General features: G+C 42.9%; 12 protein-coding genes. 7 read left to right on the top strand and 5 right to left on the bottom strand.

From position 1 onward, the window contains the following. Positions 1–6: 6 nt before the first annotated feature. From BCU91_RS07790 to metB, 3 genes are all read right to left on the bottom strand, one after another. The gene (locus BCU91_RS07790; protein ID WP_102436612.1) at positions 7–690 is read right to left on the bottom strand and encodes a c-type cytochrome; all 684 of its coding nucleotides are present in this window, start codon (positions 688–690) and stop codon (positions 7–9) included. A 338-nt stretch (positions 691–1,028) separates the two neighbouring features. Further along, positions 1,029–3,422, bottom strand: a complete 2,394-nt coding sequence (locus BCU91_RS07795) for a bifunctional aspartate kinase/homoserine dehydrogenase II (protein ID WP_102436610.1) — start codon at positions 3,420–3,422, stop codon at positions 1,029–1,031. A gap of 62 nt (positions 3,423–3,484) precedes the next feature. After that, entirely contained in the window at positions 3,485–4,645 is a 1,161-nt protein-coding gene (metB, locus tag BCU91_RS07800) for a cystathionine gamma-synthase (protein ID WP_102531228.1), read from the bottom strand. A 207-nt stretch (positions 4,646–4,852) separates the two neighbouring features. Here metB and metJ point away from each other — a divergent pair, with 207 nt between their 5' ends. Together metJ and BCU91_RS07810 are read left to right on the top strand one after the other, a co-directional pair. Beyond that, positions 4,853–5,167, top strand: a complete 315-nt coding sequence (gene metJ, locus BCU91_RS07805) for a met regulon transcriptional regulator MetJ (RefSeq protein ID WP_076538901.1) — start codon at positions 4,853–4,855, stop codon at positions 5,165–5,167. Positions 5,168–5,317: 150 nt separating this feature from the next. After that, positions 5,318–6,058, top strand: coding sequence for a sulfite exporter TauE/SafE family protein (locus BCU91_RS07810; protein WP_102475366.1), 741 nt, complete (start codon positions 5,318–5,320; stop codon positions 6,056–6,058). A gap of 61 nt (positions 6,059–6,119) precedes the next feature. Here BCU91_RS07810 and BCU91_RS07815 read toward each other — a convergent pair whose 3' ends face one another. Together BCU91_RS07815 and BCU91_RS07820 are read right to left on the bottom strand one after the other, a co-directional pair. Next, a complete protein-coding gene (locus BCU91_RS07815) occupies positions 6,120–7,310 on the bottom strand; it encodes a conjugal transfer protein TraF (protein WP_102436604.1) in 1,191 nt (396 codons plus the stop codon). A gap of 122 nt (positions 7,311–7,432) precedes the next feature. Further along, complete coding sequence (locus BCU91_RS07820; protein WP_102531229.1) at positions 7,433–8,338, bottom strand: LysR family transcriptional regulator; 906 nt, start codon at positions 8,336–8,338, stop codon at positions 7,433–7,435. A gap of 137 nt (positions 8,339–8,475) precedes the next feature. Here BCU91_RS07820 and BCU91_RS07825 point away from each other — a divergent pair, with 137 nt between their 5' ends. The 5 genes from BCU91_RS07825 to BCU91_RS07845 form a co-directional block, all read left to right on the top strand. Continuing rightward, positions 8,476–9,195: an SDR family oxidoreductase gene (locus BCU91_RS07825; RefSeq protein WP_102475367.1), complete on the top strand. Its 720-nt coding sequence runs from the start codon at positions 8,476–8,478 to the stop codon at positions 9,193–9,195. A gap of 349 nt (positions 9,196–9,544) precedes the next feature. After that, positions 9,545–11,227 carry an ABC transporter transmembrane domain-containing protein gene (locus BCU91_RS07830; protein ID WP_102531230.1) on the top strand — a complete coding sequence of 561 codons (1,683 nt, stop codon included), beginning with the start codon at positions 9,545–9,547 and terminating at the stop codon, positions 11,225–11,227. After that, the gene (locus BCU91_RS07835; protein ID WP_102531231.1) at positions 11,224–13,296 is read left to right on the top strand and encodes an ATP-binding cassette domain-containing protein; all 2,073 of its coding nucleotides are present in this window, start codon (positions 11,224–11,226) and stop codon (positions 13,294–13,296) included. Before BCU91_RS07830 ends, BCU91_RS07835 begins: the two co-directional genes overlap by 4 nt. Continuing rightward, positions 13,289–14,614 carry an HlyD family type I secretion periplasmic adaptor subunit gene (locus tag BCU91_RS07840; RefSeq protein WP_102531232.1) on the top strand — a complete coding sequence of 442 codons (1,326 nt, stop codon included), beginning with the start codon at positions 13,289–13,291 and terminating at the stop codon, positions 14,612–14,614. Before BCU91_RS07835 ends, BCU91_RS07840 begins: the two co-directional genes overlap by 8 nt. Positions 14,615–14,630: 16 nt before the next feature. Then, the coding region (locus tag BCU91_RS07845; protein ID WP_133126591.1) for a hypothetical protein at positions 14,631–15,325 on the top strand (695 nt) is incomplete at its 3' end.

Below are 15,325 nucleotides of genomic sequence, written 5' to 3' on the forward strand. Positions count from 1 at the left end.
ATGTCCTTATTTTTGTGCCAAAGGCTGTTGAGCAGCAGCATTTTGAACCAGAGGTTTTAAAGCTGAAAAGTACGCTGACAATGCGTCAATTTCATCAGCAGTCAGCTTAGCGGCAATATTAGCCATCATATTATCGACATCACCTTTTCTAGTACCATTTTGCCAAGCCAATAGTTGGTTTTTTAAATAGCTAGGTTCTTGGCCTGCAAGTCGAGGGAAGTTGGCTGCGCCAATGCCTGAAGGTCCATGACAGCTAGTACAGGCAGGTATATCGCGGCCCCAATCTCCCTGATAAGCCAATTTTTCCGCCGTATCAGTTATCACAACCTTGTCACCGCGGTATTGCAATGGGATCTCAGCTACTGTTTTAGCGGCAAAGAAATCAGCAACGACTTGGATAGCATCACCTTGTACTGTCGCAGCCATCGCCGACATTGTGGGACTTTGTCGATTACCCATTTGAAAATTAACCAGCTGCGAGGCGATATACTCACTGGATAAACCCGCCAACCTAGGCCCTATAACACCTAAACCCTCACCATTAACACCATGGCAAGTTAAACAAACTTGCGCCTGTGTGGGTACGGTTTGCAATAACTCTTTGGGAGATTGAGCAGGAATATCGGCAATAGCCAAGTTACGACTTGCCCCTATTGCTATTATCGTGATGACTTGTAAAAGGAATTTCATATACCGCCCTCTCCTTGAATGATGTTTAGCTACTGGAATAATAAATGTAGTCCATCAGATCCACTTTATATGACTTAATTGAATACTCTCCACCAAAGAAAAAGTAACCCAAATACGCTTACCAAAGAACAGACAGCGAACATTTGCAGGCTAAAGACTGATAATGAAAAGGTCGTTGTCGATTAATCATCAGCAAATCGACTGGGAGTGAAGTTAACTCTGAGCTTATGCTTTTAGCGCTATTTTATGACAATAAAAAAGGCCTATTCCGTTAGGGAATAGGCCTTTAAAGTTAATCTTTCAACCAAGTTAATCGTCGTTTAACTCGCGCTTAAGGATCACTCCTGCAGTAAATCCTTACAGATTTGTACTAAGTCAGACTGCACAGCTGCTGCGGTAACTTCTCGGCCAGCACCTGGGCCGCGAATAATTAACGGATTGCCCTGATAAAAAGTGCTGCGGATGACAAACACATTATCTCCAGGGGTTAAACTGGCATAGGGATGGTTCGAGTCGACCCATTGAATGCCTACTTCAGCATGCATTTTGCCATCGACTTTATCTAAAGATGCCACATACCTTAAGACTTTATTTTGCTCAAAGGCTGCACTATATTGCTGCAACATAAACTCATCTAACTCGCCAATGCGCGCTAAAAAGTCATCTAACGACAAGTCGGCTAATTCAGCTGGCACTAATGAATTTAATTCAATGGCATCAAGCTCAATCTCAAAGCCAATTTCACGGGCCAGAATAAGTAACTTTCGCTGCATATCTCGGCCAGATAAATCATCTCGAGGATCTGGCTCTGTAATGCCTAATCCGCGGGCTTCAACCACGAGTTCAGAAAAAGATTTTTGCCCATCGTAATGCTCAAACAGCCAACATAAAGTACCTGAAAAAATACCGCCAACAGCTTCGATATTGTCGCCACTATTGCGTAAATCGTTTAGGGCATGCTGTACTGGTAAGCCAGCGCCGCAACTGGCATTGTAACGCCAAAATAAACGCCGGTTACTTAGCTGCTGCTTAAGCTCACGGTAAAAAGGTAACGGCCCTGAGCCTGCAAGTTTATTGGCGCTCACCATATGAATCCCTCGAGCGAAAAACTCTGGGTATTGTAAGGTTAAGCTGGCGCTAGCACTGATATCCAAGGCCACCAGCTCATCGCAGTCGAGCAGCTCAAGCTGCTCAAATAAACTAGGGTAGTCCCATGTTGTTGCTGTGGTATCAAAGTCATCTTGCCAGTTATTGGCATCTATTCCTTGCTGGCAAATGAGCGCCTCTTTTGAACTCACTAAACCCACAAGTTGCACATTGGCTTCTAGTTCACGGTTAAGCATGGTGGATGAGCGCTGAAATAAATCAATCCAGGCTTCACCAATATTACCGACCCCAAGCAATAATACCCCAATACGCAATCGCGGGCCTGCGCAGCGTCGGTGTACTTTTTGGGTGAGTAAATTAACCTGAGATTTAGGCACTAAGGTCACTAAACTCAAACCATCTTGATACAGGGGTTTGGCATCGCGACTTAATAATCGGGCAAAGCTGCGGCGGTAGTGCTCTGCATCAGCACTAACCAAAGCGACTAAACCTAAATCAGTATGAGCATGGATATCGCTAATTAATAGCTCATGACTATGTAGCTCCAGTAACGCTTGTACCTGCTTTTGGTTTTCAGCAGTGAATGCCAGTTCAACTTTATGATGGGCAGAGCACCAATATGCTAGCGGCGCAATACCGGCTTGCTCAAGTAATTTGAGTGTGGTTTGAATTAGCGCTTGCTGCTTAAAGCGAAACAGCACCACTTCATTTAAACTGGTAACCACTGGAGCGCTAGCTGACGAACTTTGGGGCGCAATAAGGGTAAAGTCAGTATGTGATGCGTAACTTGAGCGCACCGCGAGACTAACATTAGTATCAAATAAGGGCTGTAAAGTTCGGCTGTGCAGTACTGGCGAGCCGAGTTTAGCTAAACGATCGGCTTCAGCAAGTGACATGCTTTCAAGTAATTTGGCATCATTAATTTTATTCGGATCAGCGTTAAATACCCCTTCAACATCGGTCCAAATAGTCACTCGTTCAATGTCCGCTAAGCTGGCAATTAAGGTGGCGCTGTAATCTGAGCCATTGCGGCCAAGTAATAATGTATCCCCTTTACTGTTGGCGCAGATAAAGCCGGTGATAACTAACCGTGTATTTGGATTAGCATCCAGCAGCTTTTGGACTTTTTCGCGGGACTCATCAAGACGAATATTCGGCACAGGCCCTTCATCAGCCACCAGCAGTGAGCAGGCATCAATATTCGCGGCAGCAACGCCAGACTCTCTTAATAAGGCTGCCATTAATCGTGCTGACCAACGCTCACCAAAGCTTAATACATGATTGAGCTGAAATTCATTGCGCTCTTCAAGGGACAATAAACTGACTAATTGCGATTTATCGGTTGATAGGCGCTCACGTAAATCGCGCGCTTGTTCGTTTGAGAGAAGTTGCTCAATCAGGTTTTGCTGATAGCTCACCAGTACTTGTAGCTCTTCTTGCCACAAGTCACCGTTTTCTCTTAAGGAGAGTAATTTATATAAAAAGTTAGTACTTTTACCCGCAGCTGAAACAACGACTAAATCATCACTGTTGCCATGAGTCAGTAAAATATGGGCAACGCGGCGATAGCAATCTGCATCAGCAAGACTTGAACCACCAAATTTATGTAAATGACTGCGGGCCATTTTTCACTCCTTAAACAACATATACCAGCCTGACTACATGAATATAGCCAAGGGAGATTAACTTAAAGCGCAGCGACAGCAGCTAAGCCTACTTCAATATCGGCAACCAAGTCTTCAGCATCTTCAATCCCGACAGATAGTCGCAGTAAAGTATCTTTAATGCCAGCTTCATACCGTGCTGCAGGCGCCATTGCTCTATGGGTCATGGTTGCAGGTACGGCAACTAAGCTTTCCACTCCGCCTAAGCTTTCAGCAACACTGAAAATAGACAGTGCATTTAAAAAGGCGACCACTTCTGCTTCACCACCTTTAAGTTCGAAACTTAACATAGCGCCGAAGCCTTGTTGTTGCTTAGCTGCAATATCGTGACCTGGGTGGTCTTTTAAGCCTGGATAATACACTTTTTCGACAAGATTGCTGGCCTGAAGTACGTCAATAACTTGCTCAGCATTTTTTTGATGCTCGCGAATACGTACAACTAAAGTACGAATGCCACGTAAGGTTAGGTAACTATCAAAAGCCGAGCCTGTTAGCCCTAAGGTGTTTGACCACCAGTGTAGTAACTCACCCAGTTCAGGGTCTTTTGCCACCACAGCGCCACCTACAACGTCACTATGACCATTGATATATTTGGTGGTGGAATGCATGACGATATCAGCGCCTAGCTCTAATGGCTGTTGCAAAATTGGCGATAAAAAGGTGTTATCAACCACAACTAAGGCATCGACTTTATGGCTTTGCTCAGCAATAGCTTTGATATCAACAACACGTAATAATGGGTTTGACGGCGTTTCTAACCACACCATTTTAGGTTTCTGAGCAATCGCATCACTGAGTGCTTGCTCATCTGTTTGATCAATCACCAGTAATTTAAATTGGCCTTTGTTGGCAAGATTTGTGAACAAACGGTAACTACCGCCATAACAATCGTGAGGCACAATCAGTAAATCATCGGGGCCTAATAAACTAGTGACCAAGGTAATCGCAGCCATACCGGTACAAGTAACCACCCCAGTAGCGCCATGTTCAAGTTTGGCAATGGCTTCACCTAACACGCAGCGCGTCGGGTTTCCTGAACGACTATAATCAAACTCTCTAGGGTTTTTATGGCCATCAAAAGAATAGTTTGTTGATAGATAAATCGGCGGGACTACAGCGCCGTATTGGGTATCTGACTCGATACCTTGGCGTACTGCTAGCGTAGCTGCGCGATGTTTGCTCATTGTAAACTCCTAAAGAATACACACTAAAGAGATGTCTAGATGGCTAAATGTACCTAAGCTAAGTCACATCGTCAATACAAATCAGCCGTTTAGACGTCTAAACATAAAGAAATCTATTTCCATTCGTTATAGAATAACCGCAATAATTTGACTGTTATTATTTAGCGGTTAAAATCTGCCACGAATCTATCGTATAAAGGTGAGTTAATGACTGAATGGAATGGCGACTATATCAGCCCATATGCCGAACATGGCAAAAAAAATGAACAAGTTAAAAAAATCACGGTATCCATACCTTTAAAAGTTTTAAAAGTATTGACTGATGAACGTACCCGCCGCCAGGTTAATAACTTACGTCATGCAACCAATAGTGAACTACTGTGTGAAGCATTTTTGCATGCCTACACTGGACAACCACTGCCAAATGACGGTGACTTATCAAAAGAAGGGCCTGATAGCATCCCATCTGAAGCAAAAGCTTTGATGGATGCCATGGGAATTGAGTGGGAAGATCTTGATTAAGTCAAGCTAGCGACTAGCGCTGAAGTACTTGCGCTAAAGTACTTGCGCTAAAGCATAAGCCTGCTCAATTAATCAAACACTGCTCGTCATTTAACGCATCGAGCTCTCAAGCTGAGAGTGAGTTGCAGTATTGCGCCTAAAGAGTCGACAATGGAATTTATCGATCCGCAGACCTTGATGCTTGCATCGGTTATCATTTTTCTAGGCGCATTAACCCAAGGCCTTATCGGTTTTGGGCTTGCGGTTGTTGCCAGTCCACTTCTCTATATCATCGACCCACAATTAGTCCCAGCCCCTGTGATTATGATGGGTTTTTCCATCGCCTTATTGACCTTATTGCGTGAACGTACTCAACTGGAGTTTAATGGGCTGCAATATGCGCTGCTGGGGCGAATACCTGGTGGCTTTATGGGCGCAGGTTTATTACTGTTTGCCCCCCAAGCAGTACTGGGGTTAGCCATTGCCTTTATTGTCGGCGCAGCGGTGTTGCTGAGTATTTTTAAGATCACAGCGCCAGTAAATCGGCTTTCGCTATTTATTGCAGGTGTCTTGTCGGGGGTATTTGGAAATATTGCCGCCATTGGTGGGCCACCATTAGCGATTTTATTAGCCGGTAAAGATGCGCCGCAGTTTAGAGCCGCGCTATCGATCTTTTTTGTTTTCAGCTCAATGATCGCACTGATTATTTTAATGCTTGCAGGCTTAGTGGAAGAAAAGCATCTGTGGTTGTCATTGATGCTATTGCCATCTGTCATACTCGGAAATATTGCCGCAGGAAAGCTAACCAATAAGGTTGATAAAAATAAGACTCGCATCGCCACTATGGTGTTATGTAGCTTAAGTGCATTATTGCTAACCCTTAAGTCGTTAATTGAATTATCAGCAGGCTAGTCGATCATCTTTTTGTGGCAGATATAAATGCAACAATGATGACAGCTAAAAATGATAACGCTTAAAAGTGATAAGAAGTTTGCAGCACAGCGCCAATGGCATCATCACCATAGCTGCCGCTCATATCCAGCTTAAAGGCTTGGCCGATGGCAAAGCCGGTGCCGAAAGAGTAAATATCTACGCTATTATCTTTTAAGTCATGGCGGTAGCCCATGCGTAAAAACAGCCAGTCAGTGGCTTTAACTTCACCGCCCACTCGCCAATACTGCACCGCATCAAACTCGCTAAAACGGCTTTGCTCCACCAGATCAATATCCGTGGTTAAGGTGACTCTGGACCAATCATAAGCAGCTCCCACTGTGACTAACGGCTCAATTTGGTATTCAAATGTCCGTCCTTGAGCTTCAACTGTGGTTATTTTTTTACTGAATAAATTACGAGCAGACAGCCCTAAGGTTAAGCTTTCTGTTGGCTCAATAGCCACCCCAAGATCAAGGTTAAATAAGCTGTCATCATTTCGATATTTATCATCATCAAAATCATCGACATCAAAGTTATTGGCACTGGCACTGTAATGATAGGTATCAATGCGTTGAAACTTAGGTGAAATCCCAACTTTTACAGGCATGTTAACTATAGATAGTGGAAAGCTTAACGCCACCCCAAAATCTGTGACTCCGGCGGCTAATACAATGCCTTGAGAGTCTAAGTCAGTGAGATCTGCAGGAGGGTTGGCGGGATCGAGATTAGTCAGCATATCAATATCACCTTGAGCAATATCAGCAACGCCCATAGCGTCAAGGTGACTTTTGTAAAATAGCGCCATTGGCACGGTTTGAGTTGGCAATACTAATGCTGCGCCAATTGCGGCTGATACCGAGGCGTTAGTGCCGTTGAGGGCATTTAAATTAATAACTAAATCATCACGAAAACCAGCAATATCATCAGTATCATTGCCGTTTATGGCCGTTTCTAAGTCATCAAAACTGTCTTGTAGTGAGTCAAACTTATCAAGCATATTGTCGCTATCATCCACTTCAGCAGCCACAACCGGTAACAGTAAGGAGAACTCATTGGTTTTTGGGGCGTAAATAGCCAGTAAAGCGGGATTAATAAAACTTGCGCCGATACGGCTAGATGAGGCTACACCTGTACCGCCCATGCTATCACTGCGAGCTTCAAAATAAAGCTGACCCGCTTGCGTATTTATCGCAAACAGCAGTAAAAACAATAGCAGCGCTAAGGATCTCATCATTCACCATTTTCATTTTTAATTATCTAATAAAGATAGTCGAAAAAATTAAAAATAGGCTTCAATCCCGTTAGACTTTTACGGCATAGATGAATTTAATCAGCCGTTTTTTAAATGTTATTTTATGAATCAGGTAGATAGCGCTTAAAATTTTCCATGGTGAATTGAATAAATTTTTTCAGCCTTTCTGGTTGGAATTTATCTTTATGGTAAAGCATATAAAAAGGCGTGTCGGGAATATGCCAATCATTAAACACATTCACTAATTGACCCGCTGCAATTTCATTAGCGCAATATAAATAAGGTAATCGCACAATGCCATTTCCTGCTAAGGCGCTGGCTTTCATAGCGCGGCCATTTTTACACTTAAAACCGCCCTTAATGGCAACGTCTACAGCTTGAGCATCTTGCCTATGGCCAAAGCGCCAATGGCTGATCGAGCCAGTAATACACAGGTGATTATTAAGCTCGCTTGGATGCTGCGGTTGACCATATTTCGCTAAGTATTCAGGGGCGACTAAAGTGCGGTTTTCGATATCCATCAGCTTTCTGGCCACCAAGCTTGAATCTGCCAGTTCGCCCATGCGAAATACAATATCAAAATGGCCCTCGATTAAATCAACCCGCTGGCTACTAAAATCAAGATCGATGGTAATTTCTGGATACTGTTTAATAAAATCATTCACCAAGGCCACTAAAATATCTTCACCAATCACCCCGCCAACGCAATTAATGTGAATATTGCCCTGTAATGTTTCAGCGCTGTCTAATGTCATTGCCACCACCTGATCGATTTGCGCTAACGCTTGCTGGCATTGCAACAGCAATTGCTGACCTTGCTCTGTCAGTCTTTGGGTTCTGGTGGTCCTAATAATTAGGCTAACACCAAGAAATTTTTCTAAACTTAATAATTGCTTTGATAAATGCGAACGTGAGCAGCCTAAGACCTGTGCAGCTTGAGTAAAGTTACCTTGCTCAGCAATCACCACAAAGGCTCTGATATCAATCAAATTTATGTCTAAGTTCATAATAATGTCTATTTTAGTTTGTGGTCATCAACAAGTTATTAGGAGTCACAGGTAAATAATGATGTTCTTTGTGGATTATATATCAACAATGAGCCATTACCTATAATGGACACAACTTAACGAACGAGGTAAAAATCATGAAATCACTTGTTGTCATTACTGGCGCATCATCAGGTATTGGCGCCGCTATGGCGAATGCATTTAGCGCTAAAGGTCACCCACTACTTTTACTTGCTCGTCGCGTTGAACCAATGCAAGCACTTAACCTGCCCAACAGCTTATCTGTTAGCGTTGATGTTACTGATGCTGCAGCGATGAAAACAGCGATTGCGACTGCTGAAGCAAAGTTTGGCCCTGTTGGCTGTTTAGTCAATAACGCTGGCGTAATGCTACTTGGTCAAGCAGATGTACAAGATCCTGCCCAGTGGAGCCAAATGCTCAACATCAATGTGATGGGCGTGCTTAATGGTATTCACGCTGTGCTTGCTGATATGAAAGCCCGTAAAACAGGCACTATTATCAACGTAAGCTCTATAGCGGGTCGTAAAACATTCCCTAACCATGCAGCATATTGTGCCAGTAAGTTTGCTGTGCATGCGCTAACTGAAAATATCCGCGAAGAAGTGGCGATGGATGATGTGCGAATGGTGACTATCGCTCCAGGCGCTGTTGAAACGGCCCTGCTTAGCCACACAACCGATGAAGATATTAAAGCCGGCTACCAAGAATGGAAAGAGTTCATGGGCGGCGTTATCGAGCCTACAGCAGTTGCTGATGCGGCTGTATTTGCCTTTGAAATGCCGCAAAATGTTTGTGTACGAGAAATTGTCTTAGCGCCAACTCGCCAACAACCTTAAGAATATATCAAGTCTAGATAGGTCTACATTTCAGCTAAAAACCATGAGTTATTACTCATGGTTTTTTATTATCTTTGCATTAATTTTAATAAGCGGCCTCCCTTTACATACTCCACGCGTACCTCATGCAAACTCATTCTCTTATCCCTCGTAATAATGCCGCCATTTCGAGCAAACTCGCTGCATCTGATTAAAAATCAGTTTAACCCCAAGATGTTATATTGATTGCTTAATATTTAAATTAAGTTTGATTAAGGTAAGGAAAACTGACTAAAACAAGCTACGCTTAAATCATTGGTTTATTGATTGCTTAGTCGTTACGCATTGCGATAAAAAGGACATTTTTTGTATGCAGGAAAACTTCAGTTTATTTTCCAGGAATAAAGCCTTTCCCGAGCTATTATTGTCATCGACATTTATCAATTTATTGTCGCTTGCGCTGCCATTCACCATGCTACAAATCTACGATCGTATTCTGCCAAATCAAGGTTATGGTACTGCCACTATTCTTGTTTCTGGTGTGGCGATTGCGATTTTACTGGAATTATTACTCAGATATGGCCGCAGTTGGCTACTTGCAGCATCAGCAGCCAATTTTGAATTAGAAACCACAACCAAGGTGGTTAACAAGCTCATGCAAGCGGACTATCACCATGTTGAATCCATGGGAACAGGTAAAGTTACTAATGGTTTAGCCAGTATTGCGAGTATGCGAGAGCTCTATTCAGGGCAAGCAATTGTGGCACTGATGGATTTTCCATTTGTGCTCATTTTTCTTGCATTGGTTGCCTATATTGGTGGCCCGCTGGTATTCATTCCGATAGTCGTCTGGGTACTTGTTGGCGCTCTGGTTTATGTCATTGGCAAAAAACTCGCCATAGCCACTGAGGATCTCGCTCTTTCAGATGCTGAACGAACCCGAATGTTGATACTGGTGTTATCAGGGCTAACCACAGCCAAGGCCCTATCTTTAGAAGACCGATTAGCCAGTATTTATAATAAAATAAACCACCAGCGACTAGCACAACAGCAACAAGTCGATTGGTTATCAGCTAAGTTACAAGAAGTCATCCAAGCAGCATCGCAAGGAACAACACTAATATTAGTGATGCTAGGTTGTTTAGAAGTCCTTAACGGTTCGCTTACAACGGGTGGACTGGCTGCATGTTCAATATTAGCGGGTCGCGCCATCGCACCATTAAGTGCAATTATTAGCCTTCGTTCTCGACTTGTGAGTGCCAAAACGGCGATGTCACACGTAGATGATTTGACCGCCATTCCAGCCGAAGCGTTTAGTGCTGAAAAAATCTATCAACAAAAAATCCCTAACGGCCCTATTAGGTTTCAAAAAGTCGATAGCAGTAATTTAGGCACTGTCATTCAACAGTTGAATTTAGAGATCCTCCCTAAAACCTTAGTTACCCTGCAATCAAATCCCCTGAGTCATGCTAGCCACTTACTCAGTATCATTGCTGGATTTCAAAAGATAAGTACAGGTGAAGTCGCCATTGATGGGGTTTTACTTCATGCACACGATAGTAAAGAGTTTCGACAGTCCGTTAACTATGTTGCCCCTTGGCCAACCTTATTTGCAGGTAGTTTACTTGAGAATATGACGATGTTCCGAGCAGAGTATGAACCACAAGCAATGGCAATTGCTGACAGTTTAGGCTTAACGGCTAAAATTGCCGAATTGCCCAATGGTTATCAAACTTCAGTCGGTGAAAATGACAACCAAATGCTAAATAAAGGGGCAATTAAACTCATTGCAATAGTCAGAGCGATAGTCCAAAAACCGTCGATATTGCTATTGGATGAGCCGATGATTTCACTTGATGCCGATGCCCAAAATAAACTACTCACTTTATTGGCCCAACTGAAACAACAAATGACCATTGTAGCGGCATCCCACTACCCTGAAATCGGTAAAATTAGTGATGAAGTTGTCACAATTGAGGGACATGCTCAGCCTAAAGAAACTAATAAATCGCCGCACGTGGATAATAGTGATTCACAGGAGGTGATCCTATGAAGACTTTAGAACTAAAACCATTACTAGTTGAGCTGTTACAACAATTAGGTCTTTACACTCAAGCCAGTAACGTGGCTAGTGACACTGAAAACGATCTCAATACTCTCGCTGTTTCCCGCTTATTAAAAAAACATCAAATTGGTTTCTCTGTTATTAAACCGTCAGATAGTACCCTGCATTTAACCATCTACCCTTTCTTAGTTGTCCCAGCGAAAGACAATGCCTTTATAGCAAGAAGACAGGGACATCAGTTCGAAAAACTAGAGAATAATCATTGGCAAACGGTCGATATGACTCAGCTAACAGATGATGCATACTTATTTGTTATTGATGCCTTACCTCGTAGTAAAAAGAGTGTTCAAGCATTCGCCGCTCACATGAGTAAGAGAACTAAATGGTATCGTCCCGTTTTCTGGCTGAGTTTACTGTCCAGTATTACAGGGTTAGCAGTACCTCTGTTTACCATGGCTGTATATGACCGAGTCATTGGTGGTCAAACACCCTCCATACTCCCCAGCATAGCCTTAGGTGGAGCGCTTGCTGTTGGCGTATTAGTATCAACCCGCTTAGCGCGGGCGCAAATTCTTGCCACCACCAGTAATCGATTTGCTAGAGACCTTTCCCAGATAACCTTTTATCGACTATTACAGATGCCGTTAATGGTACTGTCACGCGTCGGCATTTCAAATCATATCGCTAGAATGCGTAATGCAGAAAAAGTCAGAATGCTCTTATCTGGCCCTGGAGGCGGCGGCTTAGTCGACCTGCCCTTCACTATTATTGCGCTGCTGGCGATTATGTTTTTAAGTGGCTGGCTAGTATTAGTGCCTATTGGCATGTTGATGCTGTATTACTTGGTGATGAAAGTCGTCAGCCGCTATGTTCAGGCAGCCTCGCCAACAATTAGTGGCGAGTATCAAAATACCCTAAGCGAACTAGCGAAAAATCTACTGCAACTCAAAGCGGCTGGTGATACTGAAGGCTGGCAAACAAAATTTATTCGTCAATGCCGTGAAAATAGTCGCCAGAATTTTCTTTATGCTAAACGAAATGGCCTAAATGCAGCCATTGCTCATTCACTGAGTTTATTCACTGCACTCATCACAGTGTTTACGGGAATATTTTTAGTACTAAATCAAACGATTTCCTCCGGTGCATTAATTGCCTGTGTGATGATGATTTGGCGGATTACAGGCCCTGCACAACTGGCATTTTCATCTCAACAAAAATTCACCATGATGGATGTTGCCGTAAAACAGTTTGATCGGTTCATGCAGGCAACAACGGAACAATCAGAATTACGCTTAGACACCCCTGATAACACTCAAGCACCAGCAATTTCATTTCAGCATTTAACCCTGAGATATAAAGCTGAAGGAGAGCCGGCACTATCAGGTGTGAATGTAGACATAGAACCCGGTGAATTAGTTGCCGTTATAGGGCCCAATGCCTGTGGTAAATCAACCTTGCTACTGAGCGCCTTAGGCGTGTTGGAAGCACAAGCTGGATTTGTCACCGTGAATGGGAAAAATTTAAAACAATATGACACTGAAATATTTAGGCATTGGGTGGCTTATAGCCCATCACAACCTGATATTTTCCCAGGGACTTTAGCTGAAAATATTCGGATAGCGAAACCAGATGCTACCGATGATGAAATTAAAACCGCAATAATTGCCGCTGGTGGGGCCAGCTTTTTTAATAGCATCAATAATGACTTATCGGTTGATTTACTCGGTGAGAATAACGCCATGCTTTCCGCTATCGAAGGGAGTTACATCAACCTTGCCCGCGCACTGATAAAACAATCGCCATTGTTATTGCTTGATGAACCATTACCTCATCGAAATCCAGAATCAAAACAGCAGTTGATAAAGACCTTATTAAACTTAAAAGGACAATCAACCGTAATGTTTACTAGCCACGATCAAGATTTAATTAAACACGCTGACAAGGTCATTATTCTTGATAAAGGCGCTGTGGTTTATGCAGGCCCAATTCCAGACCAAGCACCTCAAACGCCAGATGCCACTAACACCGTCATGCAGGAGTCTCCAACCAATGGATAATCGTCAACTAGCTAATCGAGTCTGGCCAGAACATGAATTTGCAGAAGCAATTGAAGCCCCTGCTGAGCGTAAATTAATTCGAAATATCATCTTATTGATCACCGGCTCAATTTTAATCATGTTGGTTTGGTCTGTTTTTACCAGCGTAGAAGAAATTTCAAAATCCAAAGGACAAGTGGTGCCGTTAGGCCATAGGCAGGTTATTCAAAGCCGTGCTGGTGGCACTATTGCTTCTGTCGTAGTCGAAGAAGGTGACGTTGTTAAACAAGGTGATATTTTGGCAAGCTTTGTCTCAATAGACAGCTTGTCAGCTGAGGAAGAACTATCCAGTAAACGTGCTAACTTAATGATGCGAATTGAACGTTACGAAGCCTTCATTGATGCTCGCGATGCTAATTTTGATGAGTTCGCCTATGAGTACCCGCAACTGGTTAAGCTGCATCAGTCTTCGCTTAATCGCATGATCGATGAACGAGTGGCAATTGAGCAGCTATCAGAATCTGAAATAGCCAAATCTCAAGCGGAATTGGATGGTTTGAAAACTGAAATACCTCCCCTTAGCGATCAAATCCAAACCGCAGAACAAACGTTAAAAATGATGTTGTCAGTAACAGAAGAGCAAGCCGTTTCAAAGTTACGCATTTTAGAATCACAGCAACAGCTTGATTCTTACATGCGAGAGCTAAAGGCGATGGAAAGCAAACAACAAGTTCTCACCAAGAACCTGCTAAATCTGCAGCAACAACTCAAACAAAGACAGGCTTCATTATTAAAAGAAGTCGGTGAAAAACGTACTGACACCCAAGCTGAATTATTAGGTGTCACAGCAAGGCTTAAATCATCCAGCTCACTGGTATCTCAAAACACCGTAACCGCGCCTGTTGACGGCATCATTCAATCAATCCCAACATCTTCAACTGGCAGCGTCATTCAACCAGGTGGGACTGTGGCTGTAATTGTTCCCATGACCAAAACGGGTTTGATGGAAATTAAGCTGTCACCAAGAGATATCGGCTTTGTCCATGTTGGTCAATCAGCAAGAATCAAAATCGATGCGTTTGATTACAGCCGTTATGGCGCGTTAGATGGAATCGTAAAACGTATTTCACCAAGCACAGATAAAGATGAAAAAGGCGGTGTATTTTATAAAGTGCAGCTTGCCATTGATAAGCCCTACTTTTTGGATAATCCCGATAGTTTTGCATTAATTCCTGGAATGACTGGCGAAGCAGATATTGTGACAGGTGAAAAAAGTGTCTTCCAGTACTTATGGAAACCAGTGTTCACCAACATTAACGAAGCATTTGGCGAAAGATAAATGGTAGGAGCATCCCATGAGCACGGATAATAAAGATAATAAAAATAAGCCAAATGAAAAAAATAAACTCAAAAAAGATCTGCCCGAAAATAAAATCCAGCAAGCAATAAAGAAAATTGATAATGATGCTAAAAAGTTGCGGGCAAAAGAATCTCGAGATACGGGGAACATAACCCCAAATAGACAAAATGATCTGGTAGCTGACAAGTCTTGGCAGACGAATATAGCGAATGCATCTGAGGATGATAAAGCAACTGAAGCAGATTTTACTCATGCAGCTACTAATCCAGAAGCTAATCCAGAAGCTACTCAGCAAGACGTTTTAAAAACATCCACAACGCCACAACAGTTAACAAGCTCAACACTTAAAAATGCCAGTCAAATCGCTGATAGCAACCCGATAGAACCGAGTCAGCAGCAGCCATTAAATAAGCTTATTGTAGAAACAGGTTCAACTCAAACAACAGGACTAGCAGCGAGTGCACATTTTCATAATGGTAATGTCACAACCCAAGACATAAGCCAATTTAGAACATCTCAAATTTCGTTACCTGAACAAAACTTTCAGACTGCTTTTACCATTAATTCATCATCTCATTCAGTATCAAATGTAATCACACCACAAACTGCAACACATGACGTGATTGAGACACTAAAAGGTACCCCAACACCTGACATTACCCCTCCCTCTACTGGCACTGGCACTGGCAC

Origin of the sequence: Shewanella sp. 10N.286.52.B9 (assembly GCF_002873635.1) — a bacterium.
Classification (GTDB): Bacteria; Pseudomonadota; Gammaproteobacteria; order Enterobacterales; family Shewanellaceae; genus Shewanella.

Coding starts and splice junctions, on each gene's coding strand:
- BCU91_RS07790 (WP_102436612.1), bottom strand. CDS start 690: ATGAAATTCCTTTTACAAGTCATCACGATAATAGCAATAGGGGCAAGT.
- BCU91_RS07795 (WP_102436610.1), bottom strand. CDS start 3,422: ATGGCCCGCAGTCATTTACATAAATTTGGTGGTTCAAGTCTTGCTGAT.
- metB (WP_102531228.1), bottom strand. CDS start 4,645: ATGAGCAAACATCGCGCAGCTACGCTAGCAGTACGCCAAGGTATCGAG.
- metJ (WP_076538901.1), top strand. CDS start 4,853: ATGACTGAATGGAATGGCGACTATATCAGCCCATATGCCGAACATGGC.
- BCU91_RS07810 (WP_102475366.1), top strand. CDS start 5,318: ATGGAATTTATCGATCCGCAGACCTTGATGCTTGCATCGGTTATCATT.
- BCU91_RS07815 (WP_102436604.1), bottom strand. CDS start 7,310: ATGAGATCCTTAGCGCTGCTATTGTTTTTACTGCTGTTTGCGATAAAT.
- BCU91_RS07820 (WP_102531229.1), bottom strand. CDS start 8,338: ATGAACTTAGACATAAATTTGATTGATATCAGAGCCTTTGTGGTGATT.
- BCU91_RS07825 (WP_102475367.1), top strand. CDS start 8,476: ATGAAATCACTTGTTGTCATTACTGGCGCATCATCAGGTATTGGCGCC.
- BCU91_RS07830 (WP_102531230.1), top strand. CDS start 9,545: ATGCAGGAAAACTTCAGTTTATTTTCCAGGAATAAAGCCTTTCCCGAG.
- BCU91_RS07835 (WP_102531231.1), top strand. CDS start 11,224: ATGAAGACTTTAGAACTAAAACCATTACTAGTTGAGCTGTTACAACAA.
- BCU91_RS07840 (WP_102531232.1), top strand. CDS start 13,289: ATGGATAATCGTCAACTAGCTAATCGAGTCTGGCCAGAACATGAATTT.